Source organism: Streptomyces sp. NPDC012769 (genome assembly GCF_042901205.1).
In the GTDB taxonomy this organism is placed as follows: Bacteria; Actinomycetota; Actinomycetes; order Streptomycetales; family Streptomycetaceae; genus Streptomyces.
Genome location: NZ_JBIBCP010000002.1, coordinates 612,515 through 637,885 on the forward strand (window position 1 = coordinate 612,515; position 25,371 = coordinate 637,885).

At 73.5% G+C, this 25,371-nt stretch carries 24 protein-coding genes; 11 read left to right on the forward strand and 13 right to left on the reverse strand.

Features of this window, described 5'->3' with window-relative positions; genetic code table 11:
* Nucleotides 1-305 precede the first annotated feature (305 nt).
* Nucleotides 306-881, reverse strand: coding sequence for a hypothetical protein (locus tag ACFY7C_RS11580; RefSeq protein ID WP_389647455.1), 576 nt, complete (start codon nucleotides 879-881; stop codon nucleotides 306-308).
* A 122-nt stretch (nucleotides 882-1,003) separates the two neighbouring features.
* Between ACFY7C_RS11580 and ACFY7C_RS11585 the strand changes: the two genes are divergently transcribed.
* Nucleotides 1,004-1,873 carry a hypothetical protein gene (locus ACFY7C_RS11585; protein WP_389647458.1) on the forward strand — a complete coding sequence of 290 codons (870 nt, stop codon included), beginning with the start codon at nucleotides 1,004-1,006 and terminating at the stop codon, nucleotides 1,871-1,873.
* 18 nt (nucleotides 1,874-1,891) lie between these two features.
* Here ACFY7C_RS11585 and ACFY7C_RS11590 read toward each other — a convergent pair whose 3' ends face one another.
* Nucleotides 1,892-2,329, reverse strand: coding sequence for a MarR family winged helix-turn-helix transcriptional regulator (locus ACFY7C_RS11590; RefSeq protein ID WP_389647461.1), 438 nt, complete (start codon nucleotides 2,327-2,329; stop codon nucleotides 1,892-1,894).
* A 111-nt stretch (nucleotides 2,330-2,440) separates the two neighbouring features.
* Between ACFY7C_RS11590 and ACFY7C_RS11595 the strand changes: the two genes are divergently transcribed.
* Both ACFY7C_RS11595 and ACFY7C_RS11600 read left to right on the forward strand, forming a co-directional pair.
* A complete protein-coding gene (locus ACFY7C_RS11595) occupies nucleotides 2,441-3,460 on the forward strand; it encodes an NADP-dependent oxidoreductase (protein ID WP_389647465.1) in 1,020 nt (339 codons plus the stop codon).
* A 64-nt stretch (nucleotides 3,461-3,524) separates the two neighbouring features.
* Nucleotides 3,525-3,947, forward strand: a complete 423-nt coding sequence (locus ACFY7C_RS11600; RefSeq protein WP_389647467.1) for an organic hydroperoxide resistance protein — start codon at nucleotides 3,525-3,527, stop codon at nucleotides 3,945-3,947.
* A gap of 81 nt (nucleotides 3,948-4,028) precedes the next feature.
* On the opposite strand, the gene ACFY7C_RS11605 is transcribed toward ACFY7C_RS11600, so the two are convergent.
* The gene (locus ACFY7C_RS11605) at nucleotides 4,029-6,551 is read right to left on the reverse strand and encodes a M14 family zinc carboxypeptidase (protein ID WP_389647470.1); all 2,523 of its coding nucleotides are present in this window, start codon (nucleotides 6,549-6,551) and stop codon (nucleotides 4,029-4,031) included.
* Nucleotides 6,552-6,659: 108 nt separating this feature from the next.
* On the opposite strand from ACFY7C_RS11605, the gene ACFY7C_RS11610 reads away from it, so the two are divergent.
* Nucleotides 6,660-7,460: an EI24 domain-containing protein gene (locus ACFY7C_RS11610; RefSeq protein ID WP_389647473.1), complete on the forward strand. Its 801-nt coding sequence runs from the start codon at nucleotides 6,660-6,662 to the stop codon at nucleotides 7,458-7,460.
* A gap of 74 nt (nucleotides 7,461-7,534) precedes the next feature.
* Nucleotides 7,535-8,368, forward strand: coding sequence for a pectate lyase (locus tag ACFY7C_RS11615; protein ID WP_389647476.1), 834 nt, complete (start codon nucleotides 7,535-7,537; stop codon nucleotides 8,366-8,368).
* 99 nt (nucleotides 8,369-8,467) lie between these two features.
* Here the strand turns inward: ACFY7C_RS11615 and ACFY7C_RS11620 are convergent, their stop codons facing one another.
* Together ACFY7C_RS11620 and ACFY7C_RS11625 are read right to left on the reverse strand one after the other, a co-directional pair.
* Nucleotides 8,468-9,181 (reverse strand): carbon-nitrogen hydrolase family protein, encoded by a 714-nt coding sequence (locus ACFY7C_RS11620; protein WP_389647479.1) that lies wholly within the window; start codon nucleotides 9,179-9,181, stop codon nucleotides 8,468-8,470.
* 8 nt (nucleotides 9,182-9,189) lie between these two features.
* The gene (locus tag ACFY7C_RS11625; RefSeq protein WP_389647482.1) at nucleotides 9,190-10,116 is read right to left on the reverse strand and encodes a LysR family transcriptional regulator; all 927 of its coding nucleotides are present in this window, start codon (nucleotides 10,114-10,116) and stop codon (nucleotides 9,190-9,192) included.
* A gap of 49 nt (nucleotides 10,117-10,165) precedes the next feature.
* On the opposite strand from ACFY7C_RS11625, the gene ACFY7C_RS11630 reads away from it, so the two are divergent.
* Nucleotides 10,166-11,008 (forward strand): NAD(P)-dependent oxidoreductase, encoded by an 843-nt coding sequence (locus ACFY7C_RS11630; protein ID WP_389647486.1) that lies wholly within the window; start codon nucleotides 10,166-10,168, stop codon nucleotides 11,006-11,008.
* Between the two features lie 167 nt (nucleotides 11,009-11,175).
* Nucleotides 11,176-12,405 carry a serine hydrolase domain-containing protein gene (locus tag ACFY7C_RS11635; protein ID WP_389647489.1) on the forward strand — a complete coding sequence of 410 codons (1,230 nt, stop codon included), beginning with the start codon at nucleotides 11,176-11,178 and terminating at the stop codon, nucleotides 12,403-12,405.
* Here ACFY7C_RS11635 and ACFY7C_RS11640 read toward each other — a convergent pair.
* Nucleotides 12,402-13,604, reverse strand: coding sequence for a pyroglutamyl peptidase (locus ACFY7C_RS11640; protein WP_389649459.1), 1,203 nt, complete (start codon nucleotides 13,602-13,604; stop codon nucleotides 12,402-12,404). The two genes, ACFY7C_RS11635 and ACFY7C_RS11640, sit on opposite strands and share 4 nt — an antisense overlap.
* A 111-nt stretch (nucleotides 13,605-13,715) precedes the next feature.
* On the reverse strand, nucleotides 13,716-14,294 hold the full coding sequence (locus ACFY7C_RS11645) for a TetR/AcrR family transcriptional regulator (protein WP_389647492.1): 579 nt from the start codon (nucleotides 14,292-14,294) through the stop codon (nucleotides 13,716-13,718).
* Nucleotides 14,295-14,398: 104 nt separating this feature from the next.
* Here ACFY7C_RS11645 and ACFY7C_RS11650 point away from each other — a divergent pair, with 104 nt between their 5' ends.
* Complete coding sequence (locus ACFY7C_RS11650) at nucleotides 14,399-16,903, forward strand: glycoside hydrolase family 3 protein (RefSeq protein ID WP_389647495.1); 2,505 nt, start codon at nucleotides 14,399-14,401, stop codon at nucleotides 16,901-16,903.
* 87 nt (nucleotides 16,904-16,990) lie between these two features.
* On the opposite strand, the gene ACFY7C_RS11655 is transcribed toward ACFY7C_RS11650, so the two are convergent.
* Entirely contained in the window at nucleotides 16,991-17,911 is a 921-nt protein-coding gene (locus ACFY7C_RS11655) for an SGNH/GDSL hydrolase family protein (RefSeq protein WP_389647498.1), read from the reverse strand.
* A gap of 261 nt (nucleotides 17,912-18,172) precedes the next feature.
* Between ACFY7C_RS11655 and ACFY7C_RS11660 the strand changes: the two genes are divergently transcribed.
* From ACFY7C_RS11660 to ACFY7C_RS11670, 3 genes are all read left to right on the forward strand, one after another.
* Nucleotides 18,173-18,667 (forward strand): DUF3145 domain-containing protein, encoded by a 495-nt coding sequence (locus ACFY7C_RS11660; protein WP_389647501.1) that lies wholly within the window; start codon nucleotides 18,173-18,175, stop codon nucleotides 18,665-18,667.
* Between the two features lie 47 nt (nucleotides 18,668-18,714).
* Nucleotides 18,715-18,918 carry a hypothetical protein gene (locus ACFY7C_RS11665; protein WP_389647504.1) on the forward strand — a complete coding sequence of 68 codons (204 nt, stop codon included), beginning with the start codon at nucleotides 18,715-18,717 and terminating at the stop codon, nucleotides 18,916-18,918.
* Between the two features lie 201 nt (nucleotides 18,919-19,119).
* The gene (locus ACFY7C_RS11670; RefSeq protein WP_389647507.1) at nucleotides 19,120-20,379 is read left to right on the forward strand and encodes a PQQ-binding-like beta-propeller repeat protein; all 1,260 of its coding nucleotides are present in this window, start codon (nucleotides 19,120-19,122) and stop codon (nucleotides 20,377-20,379) included.
* A gap of 74 nt (nucleotides 20,380-20,453) precedes the next feature.
* On the opposite strand, the gene fabF is transcribed toward ACFY7C_RS11670, so the two are convergent.
* The 5 genes from fabF to fasR form a co-directional block, all read right to left on the reverse strand.
* Nucleotides 20,454-21,716, reverse strand: a complete 1,263-nt coding sequence (gene fabF, locus ACFY7C_RS11675; protein WP_389647510.1) for a beta-ketoacyl-ACP synthase II — start codon at nucleotides 21,714-21,716, stop codon at nucleotides 20,454-20,456.
* A 79-nt stretch (nucleotides 21,717-21,795) separates the two neighbouring features.
* Nucleotides 21,796-22,044 carry an acyl carrier protein gene (locus ACFY7C_RS11680; protein WP_389647513.1) on the reverse strand — a complete coding sequence of 83 codons (249 nt, stop codon included), beginning with the start codon at nucleotides 22,042-22,044 and terminating at the stop codon, nucleotides 21,796-21,798.
* Between the two features lie 58 nt (nucleotides 22,045-22,102).
* Complete coding sequence (locus tag ACFY7C_RS11685) at nucleotides 22,103-23,134, reverse strand: ketoacyl-ACP synthase III (protein WP_389647516.1); 1,032 nt, start codon at nucleotides 23,132-23,134, stop codon at nucleotides 22,103-22,105.
* Between the two features lie 18 nt (nucleotides 23,135-23,152).
* Entirely contained in the window at nucleotides 23,153-24,070 is a 918-nt protein-coding gene (locus ACFY7C_RS11690; protein WP_389647519.1) for an ACP S-malonyltransferase, read from the reverse strand.
* Between the two features lie 89 nt (nucleotides 24,071-24,159).
* The gene (gene fasR, locus ACFY7C_RS11695) at nucleotides 24,160-25,341 is read right to left on the reverse strand and encodes a fatty acid biosynthesis transcriptional regulator FasR (RefSeq protein WP_389647522.1); all 1,182 of its coding nucleotides are present in this window, start codon (nucleotides 25,339-25,341) and stop codon (nucleotides 24,160-24,162) included.
* Between the last annotated feature and the right edge of the window lie 30 nt (nucleotides 25,342-25,371).

The window sequence follows — 25,371 nt, forward strand, 5'->3', positions numbered from 1 at the left end:
GGTGCTGGCACGGGCGAGGCGGCGCGCGGGGCGCGGTCCTCTTCGCATCGTGCTGCCGCCCCGCCCGGGGCGCGCGCTGGGCTGAGCCGCCCGGGGGTGCGGAGGTGCTGACGGCCGGTCAGCTCCGGGGCGAGGCGCCGCGCCGCCGCCGGGCCGCCGGACCGCGACGGCGCGCGGGGTGGCGGCGGGCGCCTCCGGGCCGCGAAGGGCTCCCGTCCGGGCCGCCTGCCTTCGGTCCGCGGCTGCTTCGGTCCGCGGCGCTTCGGTCCGCGGCGCTCCGGTCCACCGCACACCATGGCCGGCCGTCAGGTGAGCGGGGGCAGGACGCGCTGGAGCAGGCCCCAGGCGAACTCGGCGGCGCATCGCGTGTCGTCGGGGAGGGTGAAGTCGAGGCGGACGAGGGCGGGCCCGACGCCCTCGTGGGGGCGGGGGTCGCGGCAGCCGCGCCAGACCTCGTCGGCGGTGAGCCGCCAGGGGCGCAGGTCGGCCGCGGTGCGCAGCTCCGGGACGGCGGCGCCGGGGGCACGGGTCAGGGAGCGGGACCAGACCGCGCGCCGGGGGCCGACGAGGACGATGAAGCGCAGGTCGGGCCAGAGCGGCACCGGCCAGACCCCGGCCTCGCTGTCGGGCAGGCCGGGCAGGCCGGCGACCGGCCTGCGGGTCTCCGGTTCGCCGAGTGCCCGGCGACAGCGGTCGAACTCGCCCGGGCCGCGGCCGGCGTGCGCCCACGCCTGCCAGCGCTTGTTCGCCTCGCGCATCTCGGTGTGGGTGGCGCCCAGTTCGCGCAGGGCCTCGTCGACCAGACCGGCCTGGTGGTCGGCCATCCGGCGGAGCAGGACGAGTTGGAACTCGTACGGCCCAAAGGGGGCGGCAGGGGTCATGCGCCCATCCTGCCCGAAGGGGGAGAATCGCGACGGCGCGCCGACGACCTGCGCTTTCCTCACAGGATCCTCACTTTCACGCCTATCAGCCGTGTCCTCGGGCCGCATAGCCTGCGGGCGCCATGGATTACTGCAACCAGTGCCGACGGCATCTCAACGGCGCCCTCGCCTGCGCTGGCTGCGGGACCCCCGCCGAGGAGCTGCGGTACTTCACGCCTCCGGCTCCTCCGAGCCCCCCTGTGCTCGCGGAACCGGCCGAGACCCTGCCGCCCGTCGCGCCGGAGTTCAGCTATGAACTGGACCCGCTCGAGCCGCCCCGGCCGGCCGAGGGGCGCGCCGCGGCGCGCCGCCGCCAGAAGGGCGGCGGAAACGGCAGGAGCGGCAGGAGCGGCCGGGCCGACAGGAGCGCCGGAAGCGGTCGTCGGGCGCGCTCGCGGCGCGGACGCACGGTCCTGCTCGGCACGCTCGGCTTCGCGCTCGCGGCCGGTTCGATGAGCATGGCCAAGCTGGCCCTGGAGCGCTCGGACGGCGGCGGCGCGGCCACCGCCGTGGAGCAGGAGGACGTGGTCGAGGCCACCCTCGACCCGGATCCGCCGGCGCCTTCGGAGAGCGCCGGGCAGCCGGACGGCCCCGGTCCGGTCGAGTCGGACGGGCCGAGCCCGACGAGCAGCGGTCAGCCCGCGCCCGAGCCCTCCCGTGGCAGCGGCTGGAGCGGCGGCTCCGGCGACGGCACGGGCACGGGTACGGGCACCGGTGAGGGGTCGGGTGGCGGTACGGGCTCGGGTTCCGGGGACGGGTCGGGCGCCTCGCCCGGCGCGACCGAGAGCGGGCCCGCGACACCGTCCGGCACGCCCTCGGCCACCCGCACCCCGTCGGGCAGCCCCTCGGCCACGAGGAGCGGCGGCCCCGCCCCGACCACGGGCGCCCCGTCGCCGAGCGCCAGCCCGAGTCCGACGCCGACCTGCACCCGCTTCCTGTGGTGGTGCGTGTAGACGGCCTTCGCCCTGTCGTCAGGCCTTCGGCTCCTCGCCCAGCATCCGTCTCAGCAGGTCGCGCAGCAGCGTGCGCTCGACCTCGGTGAGCTCGCCCAGCGGTTCGCGGGCGAAGTGCAGCGCGTCGCGCAGCCGGCGGGCGGTGTCGCGGCCCTCCTCGGTGGGGGCGGCCACCTTGACGCGGCGGTCGGCGGGGTCCGGGCGGCGCTCCACCAGGCCGCGGGACTCCAGGCGGTCGATGATCCCGGTGACGTTCGACGGCTCGCACTTCAGCTTGTCGGCGATCTTCCGCATCGGCGTGGGCTCCAGGGCGAGCAGCCCGAGGACCCGGGCCTGGGCGCCGGTGAGGGCGTGGGCGGCGGCGGCCTGCTCGTACTCCTCGTGGTAGCGGGCCACGACCGTACCGATGAGTTCCACGACTTCCAGCGTCAGGGGGTCCTTCGGTGAGATGGGCATGCTTCATCCTACCCCGATACTTGACAACCTGAAATATCCAGGCGCATGGTTGTTTCAGTTCATGAAGCATTTCTGTGTGAAGCAGTGAAGCACTTCCAGGAGGCTCCGCCGATGTCCGTTCTCCCCGCGTCCAGCCGTGAATGGCACCTCGTCGCCCGTCCGCACGGCTGGCCCGTGCCCTCGGACTTCGCCCTCCGCGAGGTCCCGGTCGCCGAGCCCGCCGAGGGCCGGATCCTCGTGCGCAACGTGCACTTCTCCGTCGATCCGTACATGCGCGGCCGGATGAACGACGTGAAGTCCTACATCCCGCCCTTCAAGCTGGACCACCCCATGGACGGCGGCGCCGTCGGCGAGGTCGTCGCCTCCAACGCCGAGGGATTCGCCGTCGGCGACCACGTGCTGCACGGCCTCGGCTGGCGGGAGTACGCCGACGTGCCCGCCCAGCACGCCACCAAGGTCGACCCGGAGCTCGCCCCCCTCTCCGCCTACCTCGGCGTGCTCGGCATGACCGGCCTCACGGCCTACGCCGGCCTCTTCGACGTGGCCTCCTTCAAGGAGGGCGACGCCGTCTTCGTCTCCGGCGCCGCCGGTGCCGTGGGCAGCCAGGTCGGCCAGATGGCGCGGCTCAAGGGCGCCTCCCGGGTCATCGGCTCGGCCGGTTCCGACGAGAAGGTCAAGTGGCTCGTCGAGGAGCTCGGCTTCGACGCCGCCTTCAACTACAAGAACGGCCCGGTCAAGGACCAGCTGCGCGAGGCCGCCCCGAACGGCATCGACGTCTACTTCGACAACGTCGGCGGCGACCACCTCGAAGCCGCGATCTCCTCGCTCAACGTGCACGGCCGGGCCACCATCTGCGGCATGATCGCGCAGTACAACGACACCGAGCCGGTCCCCGGCCCGCGCAACATGGCCATGATCATCGGCAAGCGGCTGCGCCTCCAGGGCGTCCTCGTCGGCGACCACTATGGGCTGCAGCAGCAGTTCGTCCAGGAGGTCGGCGGCTGGCTTCGCTCCGGCGAGCTGAAGTACGGCGAGACCTTCGTCGAGGGCATGGAGAACGGCGTGGACGCCTTCCTCGGCATGCTCCGCGGCGACAACACCGGAAAGATGATCGTATCGGCGACCCGTTAGTCTTCCCTCAGCCGTCGCGATCGTGGGCGCGAGTCGCGGCGAACCGAAGAAGGAAGACAACAGCATGTCGATTCAGCAGTCCGACGTCCTGTACACCGCCGTCGCCACCGCCGAGAACGGTCGCGACGGCCGGGTCGCCACCGACGACGGCCGCCTCGAGGTCGTCGTCAACCCGCCCAAGGCCATGGGCGGCTCCGGCGAGGGCACCAACCCGGAGCAGCTCTTCGCCGCCGGGTACAGCGCCTGCTTCCAGGGCGCCCTGGGCGTCGTGGCCCGCAACGAGAACGCCGACATCTCCGGCTCGACGGTCACCGCCGAGGTCGGCATCGGCAAGAACGACGACGGCTTCGGCATCATCGTGAAGATCTCGGCGACCATCCCCAACGTGGACGCCGAGACCGCCAAGGGTCTGATCGAGAAGGCCCACCAGGTCTGCCCGTACTCCAAGGCGACCCGGGGCAACATCACGGTCGAGCTCGCCGTCTGAGTTCGACGTACGGGCGTTCGACCCGCACACTGAAGGAGGGCCGCACCCTGACCGACCAGGGTGCGGCCCTCCTTCGCCGGGTCAGCGGGCCAGCAGCGCCCGTCCCACCAGGGCGAACGAACCCTTCGGGTGGGCACGGAACAGCGGCTCCGTGCCGATCAGCACCACCGGGGCGCCGGACGCCGCCCGGCCGCTCACCACCGCGGCCCGCCCGGCCGCGTCCGCCGGACCGCCGCCGCCCGCCGCGGCGGGCCGCCAGTGCCCCGAGACCAGCGGCGCGCCCGGCGCGTACGACAGCTCCGTGCGCACCCCCGCCCCGAGCCCGGTGAACCACAGCGGCGAATAGACGAAGGTGTGCGCCGGGGCGCCCGCGGCCAGCGGCCCGCCGGCGGCACGCACCGCCACCACCCCGTTCGCGTCCCCGTTGCCCTCCACGGCCGTCACCGGCAGCAGCCCCGCCGCCGCGTTGAACGCGGCACCGGCCGGACCCGAGCCGACCACGCCCACCCCGCTCCGACGCAGCGCCTCGCGCGCCTCCGGGGTCAGCTCCGCCCAGTCCAGACCCTGCGACACGTACAGGACCCTTGCCCCGGACGTCCCGGTCCAGTCGAAGCCCGCGTTCAGGACCTTCGCCGACACCGGCACCACGTCGAAGCCCATCTCGCGCAGCGCGAACAGCTCGCCCGCCGTCGCCGACGCCGCCACCCGGGTGCGCTCCAGCGGCACCGTGCCCCGCTCCTTCGTGGCCCGGAACACCACCCCGTAGCGCTCCGCGAGCTCCCGGGCCACCGCCCGCGCCGCACCCGGCACGACCGCCGCCCCGTCCGCCGTACGGCGCACCGCGACGCCCCGAGCGAGCAGCGCGTTCACCGCCACCAGCTCCTTCGGGTCGTCGAGCCGCAGCAGCAGATCACCGAACGGCGCGACCGAGCCGGTCGGCGCCGCCGCGTGGACCGTGCGCACCACGGCCGGCACCGGGCCGCGCTCCACCTTCCGCACGGTGGCGCCCCACAGCAGCCCGAGGCTCCACCCCGAGATGTCGTACATCGCGGACACGTCCCCGCTGATGTCCCGGCCCTCCGCCAGGATCACGTTCGCCAGGCCCCGCTTCGGCTGGCGCATGTCGACCACGTACGAGCCGTCCTTCGCCCGCCCGACCCGCACGTCGTTGGCGACCAGATGGTCCACCAGCCGTGCCGCCGCGACCGCCGACCTCTGACTCCGGCCCGCCGGGATCACGTACGCGCGCGGGAAGGTGGTCGTGTAGACGTCCTCCGGTCCGATGCCGGGCACCCCGGGCACCGTCTCCTCCGACACCGGCCGCTGCGGCTCGCCGGCCGCGGCCCGCCGGAAGGTCTCGATCTGGTCGGCGAGCACCGCGGCCCGGTGCGTGTCGGCGTAGTCGAGCGCGGCCCGCATCGCCGCGCCCGCGATCGCCGTGTTGATCGCGGCCCGGCGCCGCAGCTCGGCCACCGGCAGCGTGTCGTACGCCCGGTTGTTGACCTGCATCGGGAACTCGATGGTGTGTGCCGCGACCGCGCCCTGGAACGGCATGTACTGCGGGGTGAAGATCGGCGGCCAGTCGTCCCAGCCCTCCTGCTGGTCGCGGAAGGGGATGACCGCCGGCTCGACGCCGTCCTTCGCCGGTGTGTAGCCGAGCCCGTTGACCGCCCGCTCCATGCCGAGCGCGTTGGCGTAGGAGTGCTTCAGGAAGAGGTCGTACTCGTAGTTCTCGCCGTGCGGCGGGGTGGTGGGCTCGATCAGGGTGCCGTTGACGTAGCCGTGCAGATCCAGCATCACGGCCGGCTGTTTGTCGATGGCGATCCGCCGGATGGCGCGGGACTCCGGCTGGGAGGCGGTGATGAAGTCCCGGTTGAGGTCGAAGCCGGCCGCGTTGGCGCGGGTGCCCGCGATCCGGCCGTCCGGATTGGCCGTCACATTGAGGTGGATCCGGGTCCTCGCGAGCAGACCGGCCGTCTTGCGGTCGGTGGCGGTGGCCAGCTCCTCGACGAGCCGCAGCGCCGCGTCCGTGCCCTCCCACTCGTTGCCGTGGATGTTGTTGTTGATGAACACCGGCGTCTTGTACGCGGCCTTGATCCGCGGATCCCGGGCCGCCGCGGCCGGCGCGTTCTCGATGCGCTCGCGCATCCGCTCCTGCGCGCGGGCCTCGGCGGGGGACTCCGGCGCGGTGACCGTCACCAGATACAGCTCGCGTCCGCCGGCCGAGCGCCCGGCGACCTCGACGCTCACCCGGTCGCCCAGTTTCTGCAGGGCGTTGAGGCGCGGCGCGAGCGAGTGGTACGGCGCGAGACCCAGCCTGAGGGACGTGTCGGCCGGGTTCTCGGGCGGCACGGCCAGGTCCGTACGGCGCGGATAGCCGCCGTCCGCGGGGCGCGCGGCGGGCGACTCGACGAGGGAGCCGGGCAGGGCGGCGGCCGCGCCGCGGGGCAGGAGGGCCGCGGCCGGCTCCGATCCGCCCCTCTCCCGTACGGGGTGGGGGCCCGGATCCGGCGGCGGCGCGGCGCTCGCGGGCAGCGCGGTCAGGAGCAGCGCGCCGAGGACCGTACCGGCGGTGGCGATCGGAAGGGAACGGGGTCGTGCCATGCGTGCGAACCTCCGTGGATGATCCGATGATCATTACGGAGGGGTCTACCGTCTCAACTCGGGAACAACAAGAGGGCCTCGCCCGGACCCGCGACTAGGGTGATCGTCATGCGTGATTTCGGGGCGGGATTCGGTTACCTGCTGCAAGGTCAGAAGTGGGTCGGCAGGAACGGACGGTGGTTCGGCTTCGGGCTGCTGCCCGGGCTCGTCACCTTCGTGCTCTACGTCGGGGCGCTCGTCGGACTTTCCTACGGCGCCGACGACCTGACGGCCTGGGCGACACCGTTCGCCGACGACTGGGGTTCGCCCTGGCAGGGCCTGCTGCGGAACACCCTGACCTTCCTGGTCTTCGCGCTCGGCCTGTTCCTCTCCGTGGTCACCTTCACCGCCGTGACCCTGCTGGTCGGCCAGCCCTTCTACGAGTCGCTGTCCGAGGCGGTCGACCGCGGCGAGGGCGGCGAGGTGCCCGAGTCGGGCCTCCCGCTGTGGCGCGAGCTGTGGATCTCCGCCCGGGACAGCGTCCGCGTCCTGGTGCGGGTCGTGTTCTTCGGCATCCTGCTGTTCGCGGCCGGCTTCATTCCGGTCGTCGGCCAGACGGTCGTGCCCGTGCTCGGCTTCTGCGTCTCCGGTTTCTTCCTCACCCAGGAGCTCACCTCGGTCGCCCTCCAGCGGCGCGGCGTCGAGTTCAAGGAGCGCCTCGCGATGCTGCGCGGCCGCCGGATGGCCGCCCTCGGCTTCGGCGTCCCCCTCACCCTCTCCTTCCTGATCCCCTTCGTCGCCGTGCTGCTCATGCCGGGCGCGGTCGCCGGAGCGACCCTGATGGCCCGTGAGCTGAACGGCGAGACGGCGGCGGACGACGACGAGCAGGCCCCTTCCCCGCACGGCCCGGTGACGTTCCGCAAGAACTGACGGCCCGGCGGCAACCTTTCTCCTTCCGGCGGCGACCAGGGGACGCACACTCCCCACGGAAGGAACCACCGCCCATGGCTCGACGAGCTCTCCGGCCCACCCGCCACCGACGGAAGGTCGCCCCGCGTCGCGCGGTGATCGCCGGCCTGGCCGCGTTCGGCCTCACCGGATCGGCCGTCGTCGTCTCCGGCCTGCTCGCCCCGGCGGGCGCGGCCACCGCCGCCTGGCCCGAGGTGAAGGGCTCGGTGCCGGTCGGCAGGACCCTCCCGGTCTCGGGCACGTACGACGGTGGGCTCAAGCGGCACTACGGCACCGGGGCCCTCGGCTCCGGCGGCCAGGACGAGGGCCAGGACCCGCTCTTCGTCCTTCAGGACGGCGCCGTCCTGAAGAACGTGGTGATCGGCTCCCCGGCCGCCGACGGCGTCCACTGCCTGGGCAGCTGCACCCTGCAGAACGTCTGGTGGGAGGACGTCGGCGAGGACGCCGCGACCTTCAAGGGCACCTCGGCCGGCGCCGTCCACACGGTGTACGGCGGCGGCGCCCGCAAGGCCTCCGACAAGGTCTTCCAGTTCAACGGCGCGGGCAAGCTGGTCGTGACGAAGTTCCAGGCCGCCGACTTCGGCAAGCTGATCCGCACCTGCGGCAACTGCGCGAAGCAGTACCGGCGGACGGTCATCGTCAACGACGTGGACATCACCGGGCCCGGCAAGGCGATCGTCGGCGTCAACGCCAACTACGGCGACACCGCGGCCCTGCGCGACGTCCGCGTCCACGGCGACGCCAAGAAGAAGATCAAGCCGTGTGTCCGCTACCAGGGCAACAGCACGGGCAAGGAGCCGACCGAGCTCGGCAGCGGCCCCGACGGCACCACCTGCCGTTACACGGCCTCGGACCTCTCGTACGAGTAGGTCGAGCAGGCCGAGGAGGCGGGGGTACGCCCGCGTCGGGCCCGTGAGGGAAGCGGGCGCACCCGCTTCCTTACGGCCCTTACGGCCCTTGCGGGCGGCTCAGCCGACGTCGGCGAGCACGAAGCCCGGCTTGTCCGGGCCCGCGTCCGCGATCCGCCCGCCGTCCGGGCCCCAGGCCCCGGCCATGCCGCCGCCCACGCCGTCCTCGTTGGGCCCGAGCACGTTGCCCAGGACCACGTACAGACCGAAGTCGCGCGCCCGCACCGGATAGACCCGCTCGAAGGAGTCGTTGTCGGCGGCGAGCACCGAACTCGCCAGGTACACGGCGCAGCCGTCGGCGGCCGCCCGCTCGGCGAGCTCCGGGAAGCGGTTGTCGTAGCAGGTGGCGAGCGCGAAGCGGAGCCCGTCGAGCGCGAACCGCCCGTCGGCGGCGCCCGGTTCGAACACCTCCGCCTCCACCCCGTACAGATGCCGCTTGTCGTAGCGGGTGAGCAGGCCGCCGTCCGGGCCGAGGACGAGGCTGGTGATGCCGGGGCGGCCGGCGGGATTGCGGACCGGCCCGTTGACCACGGCCGCCGCCGAGACCTCCCGGCACGCCTCCCGTACGGGATCGAGCCGGGGGTCGTCCTCGGTGAGGACCAGCTCCGGGGTGGCGCGGACCAGGCTCGGCTCGTAGCCGGTGAGGGACAGCTCCGAGAAGACCACGAGGCGGGCGCCCTCGGCGCCGGCGGCGCGGACCAGAGCGGCGATGCGGCGGACGTTGGCGGCGATGTCCCCGGCGACCGGGGCGAACTGCGTGGCGGCGACGATCATGGCCCGCATCATCGCACCCCCTGCTCCTCCAGTGACCGGGCCGTCTCGCGCAGCAGCCGCAGGAACGAGGTCGCCGCCACCGTCGCGACGGGCGGGGTCGCGGCGCAGATCCGGCGGTACGGGACGTCGTCCGGGTGGATCGTCACCAGGGCCACGTCCGGCCGCACGGACGCCGCCGCCAGCGCCGGTACGAGGGTGACGCCGAGCCCCGCCGCGACCGCGCCCAGCTTGGCGATCCAGTCGTGCGCGACCAGGCCCGTGCGCGGCCGGAACCCGGCGGCGACGGCCGGGCGGAACAGGGTGTCCTCCAGGCGCTCGTTGCCGACGATCCACTCCTCGCCGGCGAGCTCCCCGAGCCGCACGTCCCGCCGCCCCGCCGACGGATGCCCGCGTTCCAGGGCCACCAGCATCGGCTCGTCCAGGAGGTGATGCAGCGTCACCCCGTCCGGTGCGGGCGCCCCGGCGGCCGGGCTGACCACGGCGAGGTCCTCCTCACCGGCCGCGACGAGCCCCAGGTGCTTCACCGAGGGCCCCTCGACGCGGGTCACCGTCACCCCCGGGTGCCGCTCCCGGAACACGGCCTGGGCGCGCGGGACGAGCGCGGCGCCCGCGCTGGCGAAGGCCCCGAGCCGCAGCAGCCCGCCGTCCAGGGTGCGGAGCGCCGCCAGCTCCGCGCGGGCCGCGGCGAGGCGGTCCCGCACCGCCTCCGCGTGCGGCAGCAGCACCCGGCCCGCCTCGCTGAGCCGCACCCCGCGCGGCAGCCGCTCGAACAGCGCCGCGCCCGTCTCGTCCTCCAGAGCCTGGATCTGCCGGGAGACCGCGGACTGGGTGTAGCCGAGGGCACGGGCGGCGGCGGTGAAGGAGCCCGCGCGGGCGACGGCCAGGAACACCTCGTACAAGCTCTGCGAGCCATGCGGAGTGGGCATGGAAGCCATGCTAGACATTCGCTTGTCGCATGGAGAGTCCCCGCCTAGCGTCGCATGCATGCAGAACGAGACCGCTCAGACGAACGCTCAGAAGACCGCTCCGACGACCGCTCGGAAGATCGCCTTCCTCGGGCTCGGCACCATGGGCCTGCCCATGGCCCGCCGTCTCCTCGACGCCGGCCACCCGCTCACCGTCTGGAACCGCACGCCCGGCAAGGCCGACGAACTCGTCGCGGCCGGCGCCGTGCGCGCCGCCACGCCCGCCGAGGCCGTCGCCGACGCCGATGTCGTCCTCACCATGCTCGCCGACCCGGCCGCCGCGCTCGCCGTCGCCGACACCATGATCCCGGCGCTGCGCCCCGGCACCCACTGGATCGACACCTCGACCGTCGGCCCCGACACCGTGCGCGAGCTCACCGGCCGGCTCCCCGGGGGCGTCACCCTGATCGACGCGCCCGTCATGGGCAGCGTCGACCGGGCCGCCACCGGCGACCTGCTGGTCTTCGCGGGCGGCGACACCACGCCCGTCGCCGACGTCCTCGACCGGCTCGGCACCGTCACCCCCTGCGGCGGCCCCGGCACCGGCGCCGCCCTCAAGCTCGTCCTCATCAACGCCGTCATCGGCGGCGTCGCCCTGATCGGCGAGGCCCTCACCCTGGCGGACTCCCTCGGCCTGCCCCGCGACCTGGCGCTGCGCACCCTCGGCGCGGGCCCCCTCGCCGGCGCCGTCGGCCGCGCCACCGCGACCGGCGTCCACTTCCCCGTCGCCCTCGCCGCGAAGGACGTGGCCCTGGCGACCGGTGCCACCACGGCGAAGCTGCCCGTCATGGAAGCCGTCCACGCGGCCCTGACCGCCGACCCGGCCCTGCTCGGCGAGGACCTGGCGGCCGTGGCGCGCTGAGCGGTGGAGGGGGCGGTGGAGAGGGCGGCGCGGGGAGGCGTGGGGAGGCGGCGCCGAACGAGTGGACTCGCCGGGGCGGGGACCGGCGGCTGTGCGGTCCCCGCCGGGACCGGTGTTGATGTGGCGGTCCGAGTCCGAGCCCGTGACTGGAAGAGGCGCCCCCGACCATGCGACGCATCCCCCGCCGCCGGCTGCTCGCCGCGACGCTCCTCGTGGCGTCCGTGCTGGCCCCGATGACGGCGACCCACGCCACACCCGTCCACGCCGCCGCCCCCGTCACGGCCGCCGGCCCGCAGCACGGCGACGACTGCCCTCCCGGCGGCCTCGGCACCGAGCTGACCGCCCGGCTGGACAGGACCGTCGAGGACGTCCGCAGGCAGGCCGGCGTGCCCGGACTCGTCGTCGGCCTGTGGATGCCGGGCAAGGGCTGCTACGTCCGGGCCACCGGCGTCGCCGACAAGACCACCGGCCGGCCGATGTTCGCCGACACCCACGTCCGCATCGGCAGCGAGACCAAGACCTTCACGGTCACCGCGCTGCTCCAGCTCGTCGACGACGGCAAGGTCAGGCTCGACGACCCGATCGACGACTACGTCCGGGGCGTCCCGAACGGCGACAGGATCACCCTGCGCCACCTCGCCGAGATGCGCAGCGGCCTGTTCCCGTACACCGCCGACCCCGACTTCATCCACGACCTGCTGAGCGACCCGAAGCGCGCCTTCAACCCCTGGGAGGTGCTCTCCTACGGCTACCGCCACCCGAACACCTTCGAGCCGGGCGCGACCTTCCAGTACTCCAACTCCAACCTGGTCCTGCTCGGCCTGGTGGTCGAGAAGGTGACCGGACGGCGGCTCGCCGACGTCATCCACGACCGGGTGGTCCGTCCGGCCGGCCTGCGCCACACCTTCCTGCCCAAGGGCGCCGAGTTCCCCGAACCCCACGCGCGCGGCTACACCGACCAGACGCTGAGCGGCGCCGTCGAGGACGCCACGGACTGGAACCCCAGCTGGGCCTGGGCGGCCGGCGGGATGATCTCCACCCTGGAGGACCTGCGCCGCTGGGCGCCGGTCCTCGCCACCGGCAAGCTGCTGAAGCCCGAGACCCAGGCCCAGCGGCTCAGGATGCTGCCGACCGGCTTCCCCGGCACCGACTACGGCCTCGGCATCCTGCGGACCAACGGCTGGATCGGGCACAACGGATCCCTGCCCGGCTACGAGACCGTGACCGTCTACCTGCCCTCGCAGAAGGCCACCCTGGTCCTCATCCTGAACACCGACGCCCTCGTCGACGGCCAGGAGCCGTCGACCCTCGTCGCCCGCGCCGTCACCTCCGTCGTCACGCCGGACAACGTGTACGCCGGCGGGATCACCCCGCGCGACCGGACCCCCGGCCGCTAGGAGCCCGGGGAAGCCGCCGCCACCGCCACGATCGCCCGCACCTGGGCGATGATGTCGAGCCGGTTGCGCACGAACTCGGCGTCGGTGACCGTGCCCGTCGCCGGGTCCGTGTTGCCGGCGCCGAACCGCAGGACCGGGGTGTGCACATGGCCGCCCGGCAGGCCGGTCAGGCCGAGGCGGTCACGCAGCAGGGTGGCGCGGTAGGCGATCTCGTTGGAGAGGTAGTCGCCGCCGCCGCCCGCACGGGCGAGGGAGCCGGGCGTCGGCCCGTCGGGCCGGACCACCGGAGTGCCGGAGCCGGCCGGCACCTCGGTCACCGAGGTGTTGTCGTACACCGGGAAGCGCCCGGTCGGAGCGGCCGTGATCGCCGCGTACGGGAGGGTCGTCGACGTCCACTGCGGCTGCGTCGCCGGGTCGTCCACCGGCACCGTCTCCGTACGGGGGACGTTCGCGTTGTCCGGGAAGCCACCGCGCCAGGCGCCGTTGGTCCGCTCGATGTCGAAGCGGTCGGGCCGGCCCTGGCTCACCGTGGTGAAGAGGTCCACCTCCGGCAGGTGCGGGCGCAGGGTGCGCTCGACCGTGCCGTCGGCGAAGTCCTGCCAGCGGACCGGGAAGACGGCCGTCTCGATCCGGGCCAGGGAGCCGTCGGCGGTGCGCAGCCAGGTGCCGTCGAGGGCGAGGGCGGTGGCCCCGGAGGGGTTGCTGATCCGCGTGTCGCGGTCGAGCGTGAACGGGTCGAAGCCGGTCAGCAGGATCCGCTTGACGCCCTTGCCGGCCGGATGACGGATCGAGTCCTGGCCGCGCGAGGAGCGTTCGAGCCGGTCGAGCAGCCGGGCCCGGCCCTCCTCCGTCATCCCGAACGCGGGCTGCCAGAGCCGGAGTTCGCGGGTCATGGCGAGGCGCGCCCAGTACAGCGGACGGTCGTCGTCCCGGCTCAGGTCACCGCCCGCCGGCCCCCGGCCCTGCGCCCGGTCCACCGCCCGCCGCCAGAGCGCCGAGCCGTGCCGTACGACGGTCCGCTCGGCCTCGGCGAAGGAGCCGGCCTTCGCGAGCGAGCGGGCGAACTCCGGTGCCGCCGCGTCGAATCCGCCGCGCCGCAGGATCTCCCGGGGCGCCGCCCCGTCGAGCCGGGCCTCCTCGACGGTGGCGGGCGGCGCTTCCGCTGCGACGGCCGGGCCCGCGGGCGCCACGGCGGCCACGGCTGCGAAGGTAAGGGCGAGGGCGAGCGGCTTGCGTATCGGGGGCACGGGGGTCCTTCCGTACGGCGGTGACGGGCCGCCGGAAGTATCCCCTCACCCGGGCGACTCCCGCTACGGCGCCCTCACCTGACCGTCCTTCAGCAGCGCCAGGAAGTCCCGGAAGGACGCCGGCATGTCCACCGCGTCCGGGTCGAGCAGCCACTGGAACTGCAGGCCGTCCATCACCGCCGTCAGCAGCGGCGCGGCCCGCTCCGGAGTGAGGCCGCCGGGCAGCTCGTCGCCGAACTCGGCGCGCAGCACCTCCGTCATGTTCGCCCGCACATGGGTGTAGCGCTCGGTGAAGAAGGCGCGGGCCGGGTGGTCCTCCGTGACGCTCTCACCGAGCAGGGCGGAGAAGGTCTGCACGATTCCCGGGCGCATCGCGTTGTACTCGACCAGCGACTCCATGAGGTCGAGACGCCAGCGCTCGCGGTCCCTGCCGCCGCTGGTGTCCCAGCGGTCGCGCTCCTCCAGGACGGCGACCAGCAGCGCCTCCTTGGTCGGGAAGTAGTGCAGCAGGCCCTGCTGGGTCAGTCCGACCCGCTCGGCCACGGCGCCGAGCGAGGCGCCCCGGTAGCCGCGCTCGGCGATCACCTCGAGGGCGGCGCGGACGATCTCCGCCCGCCGCTCCTCGCTCCTGGCCCGTGCCATCGCCCCGTCCCGCCTTCCGAAGGTCCTGTGAGGAGGACCGTACCGCCATCCGTATATAACGAAACGCTAACGTAACCTACCGATCTACAGGTAGGCGAGTCACCATGGGCCGCACCAGCAGACTTCAACGAGGAGGTACGGCCGTGCCGGAGACGAACGCGGACACCGACGCCGACACCGCGCGCCAGGGAGCCGTCGAGGCCGCCCTGGCCACGCTCGACCTGGACACGAAGGCCCGGCTGCTCGCCGGCCAGGACATGTGGTCGCTGCCGGCCCTGCCCGAGATCGGCCTGGCCTCCGTCGTCATGTCCGACGGGCCGATCGGTGTCCGAGGCGTCCGCTGGACCGCCGACGACCCCTCCGTGGCCCTGCCGTCCCCGACCGCCCTCGCCGCCACCTGGGACCCGGCCCTCGCCCGCCGCGCCGGCCGGCTGCTCGCCCAGGAGGCCCGTCGCAAGGGCGTCCACGTCCTCCTCGCCCCCACCGTCAACCTGCACCGCACGCCCCTCGGCGGCCGTCACTTCGAGGCCTACAGCGAGGACCCCCACCTCACCGGCGCCATCGGCACCGGCTATGTCCAGGGCGTCCAGGACGGCGGCGTCGGCACCACCGTCAAGCACTTCGTCGCCAACGACGCCGAGACCGACCGCTTCACCGTCGACAACAGGATCGCCCCGCGCCCGCTGCGCGAGCTCTACCTCGCCCCCTTCGAGGCCATCGTCGCCAACGCCCACCCCTGGGGCATCATGACCGCCTACAACCAGGTCAACGGTGCGACGATGACCGAACACCGGTACCTGGTGAACGAGGTCCTGCGCGGCGAGTGGGGATTCGACGGCTTCAACGTCTCCGACTGGATGGCCGCCCGCTCCACCCACGGCGACATCGAGGGCGGCCTCGACGTCGCCATGCCGGGTCCCCGGACCGTGTACGGCGAGGCCCTCGCCGCCGCCGTCCGGGCCGGCGAGGTCGACGAGAGCGCCGTCGACGCCGCCGTACGCAACGTCCTGCGGCTCGCCGCCCGCGTCGGCGCCCTCGAAGGCGCCCCGCCGGTCGTCGCCGAACCCCCCGCCGGCATCGACGGCGACGCCCTCGCCCGCGAGATCGCCCGCCGCGGCTTCGTCCTCGTCCGCAACGAGGACGACGCACTGCCGCTGGCCGCCGGGACCTCCGTCGCCCTGTCCGGCGCCGCCGCCCGCGACGCCCGCGTCCTCGGCGGCGGCTCCGCCCAGGTCTTCCCCGACCACATCGTCTCCCCGCTCGACGGTCTGACCGCCGCCCTGCCCGACGGCACCCTCACCTTCTCCGTCGGCGCCGACCCCAGCGACGAACTCAGCCCCGCCGACCAGGGCTTCACCCTCCGCGCCGTCTGCCGCGACGCCGACGGTACGGTCCTCGGCGAGGGCACCCTCCCGGGCGGCCAGGTCCAGTGGATCGGCGACGACCTCCCGGCCGGCGTCACCCACGACACCCTCGCCTCCATCGAGGTCACCGGCACCTTCACCCCGCGCGAGAGCGGCGAACACTCCTTCGGCACCCGGGGCCTCGGCGCCTTCACCCTCACCGTCGCCGGGCAGACCCTCTTCGACGGCGTCCAGGCCATGGGGCCCGAGACCGACCCCTTCGAGGCGTTCTTCGGCTCGCCCGTCGAGCGCGGAAAGGTCGCCCTCACGGCCGGCGAGACCGTCGAGGTCTCCCTGCGGCACACCCTCTCCAAGGAGTTCGCGGCCCCGCTGCCGGCCGTCATGTTCTCCTTCGTCCACCTCGGTCCGCGCCGGGACCCCGACGAACTGATCGCCGAAGCCGTCGAGGCCGCCCGCTCCGCCGACACCGCCGTCGTGGTCGTCGCCACCACCGAGCGCGTCGAGTCCGAGGGCTTCGACCGCAAGGACCTCGCCCTGCCCGGCCGCCAGGACGACCTCGTCCGCGCCGTCGCCGCCGCCAACCCGAACACCGTGGTCGTCGTCAACGCCGGTTCCCCCGTGGAGATGCCCTGGCGCGACGAGGTCGCCGCGATCCTGCTCACCTGGTTCCCCGGCCAGGAGGGCGGCGCCGCCCTCGCCGACGTCCTCACCGGCGCCGAGGAGCCCGGCGGACGGCTCCCCACCACCTGGCCGGCCGCCCTCGCCGACGCGCCCGTCACCGAGGTCACCCCCACCGACGGCGAACTCCACTACGACGAGGGCGTGTTCATCGGCTACCGCGCCTGGGACCGGGCCGGAGCCGTCCCCGCGTACCCCTTCGGCCACGGCCTCGGCTACACCACCTGGTCGTACGACTCCCTGGTCGCCACCCCGGAGACCGACGGCCGGGCGTCCGCCACCGTCCGCCTCACCAACACCGGCGAGCGCACCGGCCGCGAGGTCGTCCAGATCTACCTCGCCCCCGCCGAGGACCGGGTCGAGCGCCCGGCCCGCTGGCTGGCCGGCTTCGCGGGCGTCGAGGCCGGACCCGGCGAGACCGTCGAGGTCACGGTCGAACTCCCGCGCCGCGCCTTCGAGATCTGGGACGAGGACACGAACGACTGGACCCTGGTCGGCGGGGCATACGAGGTCCTGGCCGCCCATTCCCTGGCCGACGCCCGCCTGACGGCGCCGCTGGAGATCTGACGGGCCGCCTCCGCCGAGACCGGCCCCGGAGCGGAACCTGACACCGCTCCGGGGCCCCGGCCCCAGCCCGCGTCACCGTCAGGGCAGCTAGCCGCGGGTGATCTGCCGGTACGCGATCTCCGCGAGCCGCGCCTGGCCGTCCCGGCTCGGATGGAACCAGTCCCAGGGGCTCAGCTGCGTACCGTCGAAGGCGAAACCGAAGACCGCCCCGCCGTCGTCACGGCAACGCGTGTCCTTCGCGCACTCCTCCCGGAGGACCCTGTTGTACGCCACCACCCGGTCCCGCACCTTCGTCCGGCGCGCCTCGGCCGCCGGGCCGAGATCCTCGGCGTCCGCCAGCATCGAGGCGCAGACGCCGAGGCGCCACACCCGAAGTCCCGCCGGACTGACCCGGCCGGTCGACCACAGCCGCTGCAGGTCCGGCACGCTCGCCACGTACACCTGCGCCTTCGGCGCCCCCGCCCGCAGCCGGGCCAGCGCCGCCCTGAAGGAGGCGCGGAACTCCTCGACCGGCGTCATCTCCGCCACACCGGCCCGGCAGGCGTCGTTCGCGCCCATCATCACCGTCACCAACTCCGGCCGCCGGGCCGCCGCCGCGGCCATCTGCTCCGGCAGCTGCGCCATCCGCGCCCCGCTGCGCGCCAGGTTCCAGCTCCTCGCGGCCACCCGCTCCGGGCCGAGCAGCCGCAGCGCGAGACTGTTGACCGTGGCGTCCGTGCCCGTCGCCCAGGACACCTCCGGGCAGTCCGCCAGGACCGTACAGGCGTCGAAGGCGCGGGTGATGGAGTCGCCGACGGCGGCGACCGAACCGGGGGAGGCGTTCCACACCGGTGCCGGCGTCGCTGTCGGTGTCGGTGCGGGTTTCGCGGTCCGCCCGGCGGTCTGCCCGGCGGCCTGCTTCGTGGAGGGCGCCGGTGACGGGTCCGCGGCGCAGCCGCCGGCGAGCGTCGCCGCGCACAGCAGCGCCACCGCCGCGGCGGTGGTACGGAAACGTCGTCGCCCACGCATCCCGGGGCCCCTCCTCGGCGTCCTGGCGAGTGAAAGCTTGGTGTCCACCCGCCCCTGACCGACCGTACGTCACCCCGACGCGGGCGCGGCACGGTAGCTTTTCCCCCGTCGAACCAGAGGCGCCTCTGCCGATCGGCTCCGGTAAATTACATCACGTCACATGCTGTCCCCTTTTTGGGGGTTTGCGAAGTCCCTTCTTCGTGATGTTGTTTACTGAGGCCGCTGGGAAAAGGCGAACCTCGTCCCACACTGGAGGTCCCGGTGACGACACGTGGAGTCCTGTACGTACACTCCGCACCGCGCGCGCTCTGCCCGCACGTCGAATGGGCGGTCGCGGGCGTCCTCGGTGCGAGGGTCCAGCTCGACTGGATCCGACAGCCGGCGTCCCCCGGGACCTGGAGAGCGGAGTTCTCCTGGCAGGGCCAGACCGGCACCGCCTCCAGACTCGCCTCCGCCCTGCGCGGCTGGCAGATGCTCCGCTTCGAGGTCACCGCCGAGCCCTGCCCCACCGCGGAGGGCGAGCGCTACAGCGCCACCCCCGAACTCGGCATCTTCCATGCCGTCACCGGCATCCACGGCGACATCCTCGTCCCCGAGGACCGGCTCCGCGCCGCCCTCGCCCGGGCGGCCCAGGGCGAGACGGTCCTGGAGGCCGAGATCGCCCGGCTCCTCGGCAAGCCCTGGGACGACGAGCTGGAGCCCTTCCGCTACGCGGGCGAGGGCGCTCCGGTGCGGTGGCTCCACCAGGTGGTCTAGATTCCCCGCCGGGGCCCACAGGGGGTGGGCCCGGGTGGGGGTGGGTGATGCGTGTACGCACGGCGGCCGGGACGGCCGCCGTTCTGCTGTCCGGGGCCGCGTTCGGCGCGGCGGCGGTGATGCTCGGCGGCTTCGCGGTGCGCGGCCTCGGCGAGATGCGGTACGAGTGCACCGGCAGCCCGCCGGACGGCACCGTGTGGTGGTGGCTCCTCGTCGGTGCGGGCCTGCTGACGGTGGGTCGGCTGGCGTAGGCGCACGGCACGGCCGCGAGGCGGGCCGGGATCGGTGCGGCGAGCGGCCCCGAGGACGCGGTTCCGGTCGCGGGCGAGGCACCGGGGCGGGGTGGCGCCGAACCTCGGGTACGGGTCACGGCGCCGAAGGACCCCAAGCAGGACGGCGCGGGGCAGGGCGGTGCGGGGCAGAGCGACGGTGCCGATCAGGGCGACCGGGCGGTGGCGGGCCGCGGCGGCCACCGCCTCGGCGCCGTCGAGCGGGCCGCCGTCGTCCTCGCGGTGTGCCTCGGCCTGGTCGCCGGGGCCTGGGGCGTGGGCTGGTGGCCGGGCGATGAGGAGGACCGGGCCGCCGGAGGCGCCGGCGACACCGGAGGCAAGGCACCCGCCGCCCGGCCCTCCGTCGCCTGGAAGACGCCGGCGGCCGGTGACGACGAGGGCCCCGGCGCCTGGGGCCTGGGCGACGCCGTGGTCCACGGCCGGCTCGACGGCCTCCACGCCTACGACGCCCGCGACGGCGGACCGCGCTGGAACCTCCCCGCGCCCACCCGCCAGGCCGTCTGCGCGATGAGCCCGCGCGCCGAGGGGAGCGTCGGCCTCATCGCGTACGGACGCCACCACCAGCCCTGCGCCACCCTCGTCGCCGTCCACACCGCCACCGGCAAGGTCCTGTGGCAGCGGCCCGTCGGCGGGGACGGCATCACCGGGAAGGCGGTCGCCGTCGGCGGCACCGTCGCGGTCGCCGTCGAGGACCGCGCCGTCCGCGGCCGCTCCGCCGAGAGCGGCGAACAGCGCTGGCAGCGCGCACTCGGCGAGGACTGCGAGATCCTCGCGGCCGACGCGACCGCGGCCCGCACCCTGCTCGTCGAGCAGTGCGGCACGGGCGCCCGGCTGATCGCCCTCGACACCGCCACCGGCAGGGAACACTGGGTCCGGGTGCTTTCCGTCGAGTCCGACGCCACCGCCCGGGTGGTGTCCGTGGCGCCCGCCGTCGTGGCCCTCCACGAGGCGGACGAACGCGGCACCTCGGCCCTGCTCGGCTTCGACGACTCCGGCACGCTCACGGCGACCGTGCCCCTGACGGGCCCCGACGGCACCGTCGTCGCCTTCGACCGCGACCGCCCCCTCGTCCTCGGCGGCCTGCTGGTCGCCCGTGCGGAGCACAGCTCGTCCGTGGCGAAGACGGTCGTCGCGTACTCCCTGAAGGGTGGCCGGAAGGTGTGGACGCACAAGACCGAGCGGATCCGGATCGCAGCGCTCACCCGTGAGCCCGACGGCACGATCGGCGCCCTCGAAGAGGGCGGGGGCTCGGACATCGTCCTGCTCGACCCCGCCACCGGCGCCGTACGCGGCGAGATCACGCCCCTGGGGGGCGCGGAGCACGTGTCGATCTATCCCGAGCTCCTGCCGGTGAGCGGTGGCCACGTCGTCGTCAACCACATCTCGACGGGAGGCGAGCCGGGCGTCTTCGCGATCCGCTGACCTCTGCCGCAAACCCCGAAGGCCCCCTGCCGAGACGTTCCGGCAGGGGGCCTTCGGGGACGGACGCGACGGCGTCACACGGTGCGGAACGCGAGCACCACGTTGTGGCCGCCGAAGCCGAAGCTGTTGTTGATCGCGGCGATCGTGCCCTGCGGCAGCTCGCGCGGCGCCTCGCGGACGATGTCGGCGTCCACCTCGGGGTCCAGGTCGTCGACGTTGATGGTCGGCGGGGCCAGCCGGTGGTGCAGGGCCAGGACCGTCGCGACGGTCTCGATGCCGCCCGCGCCGCCCAGGAGGTGACCCGTCATCGACTTCGTCGCGGAGACCGCCACGTGGTCCAGGTCGTCGCCCAGGACCTTGCGCAGCGCCTTGATCTCGGCGACGTCGCCCTGCGGGGTCGACGTGGCGTGGGCGTTGAGGTGGACGACCTCGGACGGCTTGAGGTCCGTCGCGTCCAGGAGGTTCTGCAGCGCCGCGGCGATGCCCCGGCCGGTCGGCTCGGGCTGCGCGATGTGGTGGCTGTCGGCCGACAGGCCCTGGCCCAGCACCTCGCAGTAGATCCGCGCGCCGCGCGCCTTCGCGTGCTCCTCGGACTCGATCACGATCACGCCCGCGCCCTCGCCCAGGACGAAGCCGTCACGGGCCTTGTCGTAGGGGCGCGAGGCCTTCTCGGGCTCGTCGTTGCTCTTGGACATCGCCATCATGTTGGCGAAGGCCGCGATCGGCAGCGGGTGGATCGCCGCCTCGGTGCCGCCCGCGACGACCACGTCGGCACGGCCGGTACGGATCATCTCGACGGCGTAGCCGATCGCCTCGGCACCCGACGCGCAGGCGGAGACCGGGGTGTGCACGCCCGCCCGGGCGTTCACCTCCAGACCCACGTTGGCGGAGGGGCTGTTGGGCATCAGCATCGGCACGGTGTGCGGGGAGACCCGGCGGACGCCGGAGTCCTTCAGCACGTCGTACTGGTCGAGCAGGGTGGTGACACCGCCGATGCCGGAGGCGATGACGGAGCCGAGCCGCTCGGGCACGACCTCGCCGCCCTCCTCGGCCGGGGCGGTGAAGCCCGCGTCGGCCCACGCCTCACGGGCCGCGATCAGCGCGAACTGCGCCGAGCGGTCCAGCTTGCGGGCCAGCGGGCGGGGCAGAACCTCGGAGGGGTCCACCGCGGCGCGCGCGGCGATCCGGACGGGCAGCTCCTCGAAGCGCTCGCCCTCCAGGGGCTTGACGCCGGAGCGTCCCGCGATCAGACCCTCCCAGGTCGATGCGGAGTCGCCACCCAGCGGAGTGGTTGCGCCGATACCGGTGACGACCACGGTGCGATTGGTCGAGCTCACAGGAATTCTTTCTCCATGTGTGTGATGGTCGAAAAACGGCGCCACCGCTGGGTGGCTCACCGAGTCAGCAGGGACCGGGTCAGTCCTGGTGCTTCAGGATGTAGTCGGTCGCGTCGCCGACGGTCTTGAGGTTCTTGACGTCCTCGTCGGGGATCTTGACGTCGAAGCGCTCTTCGGCGGCCACGACGACCTCGACCATGGACAGGGAGTCGACGTCCAGGTCGTCGGTGAAGGACTTGTCCAGCTGGACGTCCTCGACCGGAATGCCGGCGATCTCGTTCACGATCTCGGCGAGACCCTCGACGATCTCATCCTGGGTGAAGGCCATGGTGGCGCTCCTTCTTGTGTGTGCTGAGGAAAAAGGGCTTCCGGAAGATCCGGCGTGCCTAGGGGAGAGTAACGACCGTCGCGGCGAAGACGAGACCCGCCCCGAAGCCGATGATGAGCGCCGTGTCGCCGCTCTTCGCCTTGCCGGTCGCCAGGAGCCGCTCCATCGCGAGCGGGATCGAGGCGGCCGAGGTGTTGCCGGTGGTCTCCACGTCACGGGCGACCGTGACGTGCTCCGGCAGCTTCAGTGTCTTCACCATCGAGTCGATGATCCGCATGTTCGCCTGGTGCGGAATGAAGACGTCCAGGTCGTCCGCCGAGATTCCGGCGGCGTCCAGCGCCTGCTGGGCGACCTTCGCCATCTCGAAGACGGCCCAGCGGAACACCGCCTGGCCCTCCTGCGTGATGGCCGGGAACTTGATCTCGCCCTGCTCGTTGAGGGGCAGCTTCGACACGTCGCCGACGTGGAACTCGTTCCACGGCACGGTCTGCTTGATGGTCTCGGACTTGTCGCCCTCCGAACCCCACACCGTGGGGCCGATGTGCGGCTCGTCCGAGGGGCCGACGACCACGGCGCCGGCGCCGTCGCCGAACAGGAAGGCCGTCGCGCGGTCCTCCAGGTCCGTCAGGTCGCTCAGCCGCTCCACGCCGATGACCAGGACGTAGTCGGCCGAACCCTCGACGATCAGGCCCTTGGCGAGGGTCAGACCGTAGCCGAAGCCCGCGCAGCCGGCGGAGATGTCGAACGCGGCGGGCTTGCCGGCGCCGATCTTGTCGGCGATCTCGGTGGCCACGGCCGGGGTCTGCTTGAAGTGCGAGACCGTGGAGACGATGACCGCGCCGATCTGCTCGGGGGCGATCCCGGCGTCGGCGATGGCCTTGCCCGAGGCCTCCACCGACATCGCGGTGACGGTCTCCTCGGGGGACGCCCAGTGACGGGTCGAGATCCCGGAGCGCGAACGGATCCACTCGTCGGACGAGTCGATCTTCTCGAGGATCACCTCGTTGGGCACCACACGCGTCGGGCGGTAGCCGCCGACGCCGAGGATGCGCGCGTACGGGGCACCCTTACTGGGCTTGATCTTCGCCATGCTTCTCGACACTCCTTGTCAGGCCGTGGTCGTCTCAGCGACGAGCGTGCGGGCCGCGTCGAGGTCGTCCGGGGTCTTCAGGGCCACGGTGCGGACACCGGGCAGGGCGCGCTTGGCGAGGCCGGTCAGGGTGCCGCCGGGGCACACCTCGACCAGGCCGGTCACGCCGAGCTCCTTGAAGGTCTCCATGCACAGGTCCCAGCGGACCGGGTTGGCGACCTGGCCGACCAGGCGGGCGATGACCTCCGCGCCGCCGGTGACCACCTGGCCGTCCTTGTTGGACACGTAACGCACGGCCGGGTCCGCCGGGGACAGCTCCTTTGCCGCCGCCTCCAGCGTCGCGACCGCCGGGGCCATGTGGTGCGTGTGGAACGCGCCGGCGACCTTCAGCGGGACGACCCGGCGGACGCCTTCGGGCTTGTCCTCGGCCAGGGCGGCCAGCTGCTCCAGCGTGCCGGCGGCCACGATCTGGCCGGCGCCGTTGACGTTCGCGGGGGTGAGGCCCAGCTTCTCGAGGTGGGGGACGACCACCTCGGGTTCGCCGCCGAGCAGCGCCGACATGCCGGTCGCGGTGATCGCGGCGGCCTCGGCCATCGCCAGACCACGCGTCCGTACGAGACGCAGCGCGGCGGTGTCGTCGAGGACGCCCGCGAACGCGGCCGCGGTGATCTCGCCGACGCTGTGGCCGGCGACGGCGCCGGGGGACAGCTCACCGAGGGCGGTGGCGGACAGCAGACCCGCGGCGACGAGCAGCGGCTGGGCCACGGCGGTGTCGCGGATCTCGTCCGCGTCCGCCTTCGTGCCGTAGTGGGCAAGGTCGAGCCCGATGGCGTCGGACCAGGCCGCGACGCGGTCGGCGGCACCGGGGAGTTCGAGCCAGGGAGTCAGGAAGCCGGGCGTCTGGGCGCCTTGGCCGGGAGCGACGAGTACGAGCACCCTCACACTCTCTCTTGTGGACGGTCCTGGGCGCCCGTGGGGACAAGGACGAAGAACCGTCGGTCGAATTGTTGGTGTTCGACAAAAGTCTAGGACTGCGTCTCCGCCTCGGCCAAGCGCCCGAGGATCAGCGCGATCCGCAGGGTGAAGGCGGAACGCACATCGGAGGGTGACCAGCCGGTGACATCGGTCACACGTCGAAGCCGGTAGCGCACGGTGTTGGGATGCACGAACAGCATGCGTGCCGCGCCCTCCAGGCTGCTCGCCTGCTCCAGGTAGACGCTCAGCGTCTCCAGCAGGGCCGAGCCCGCCTCCTCCAGCGGTCTGTAGATCTCCTCCACCAACTGCTCACGGGCCGAAGGGTCGGAGGCGATCGCGCGCTCCGGAAGGAGATCGTCCGCGAGGACCGGACGCGGGGCGTCCTGCCAGGCCGTACAGGCCTTGAGGCCGGCCGCCGCGGCCTGCGCGGACCGCGTCGCCGCCAGCAGGTCGGGGACCACCGGACCGGCGACGACCGGCCCGGCCGCGTACGGCCCGATCAGGGCCTTGGCGACGGCCAGCGGATTGTCGTTGCCGCCCGCGATGACGACCAGCCGGTCGCCGAGGACACCGGTGAGGACCTGGAGCTTGGCGTGCCGGGCGGCCCGCCGGATCGCCTCCACGGTCAGCTCGCTGTCACCGTCGGGTGCCGTGCCGAGCACCACGCACACGTTCTCCGGCGAGTTCCAGCCGAGGGCGGCGGCCCGGGACACCGCGCCCTCGTCGGCCTCGCCCGACAGCACCGCGTTGACGACGAGCGACTCCAGCCGGGCGTCCCACGCGCCGCGGGCCTCGGCGGCCTGCGCGTACACCTGGGCGGTGGCGAACGCGATCTCCCGGGCGTAGACGAGCAGCGCCTCCCGCAGCACGCTCTCGTCACCCGGCGCCGCGACCTCCTCGATCGCCGACTCCATGACCTCGATCGTCGTGCGGACCATCTCCACGGTCTGGCGCAGCGTGATCGCCCGGGTCAGCTCGCGCGGAGCCGTCCCGAAGACATCGGTGGAGATCGCCTGCGGCGTCTCCGGGTGCCGGAACCACTCGGTGAACGCGGCGATGCCGGCCTGCGCGACCAGACCGATCCACGACCGGTTCTCGGGCGGCATCGCCCGGTACCACGGCAGCGTCTCGTCCATGCGGGCAATGGCATTGGCGGCGAGCCGCCCGGAGGACTGTTCGAGGCGCTTCAGGGTCGCGGAATGGGGGTGAGCGGCGTTCACGGGTTCAGACACGGGGACAAGACTGCCTTATCGGGACGGCCG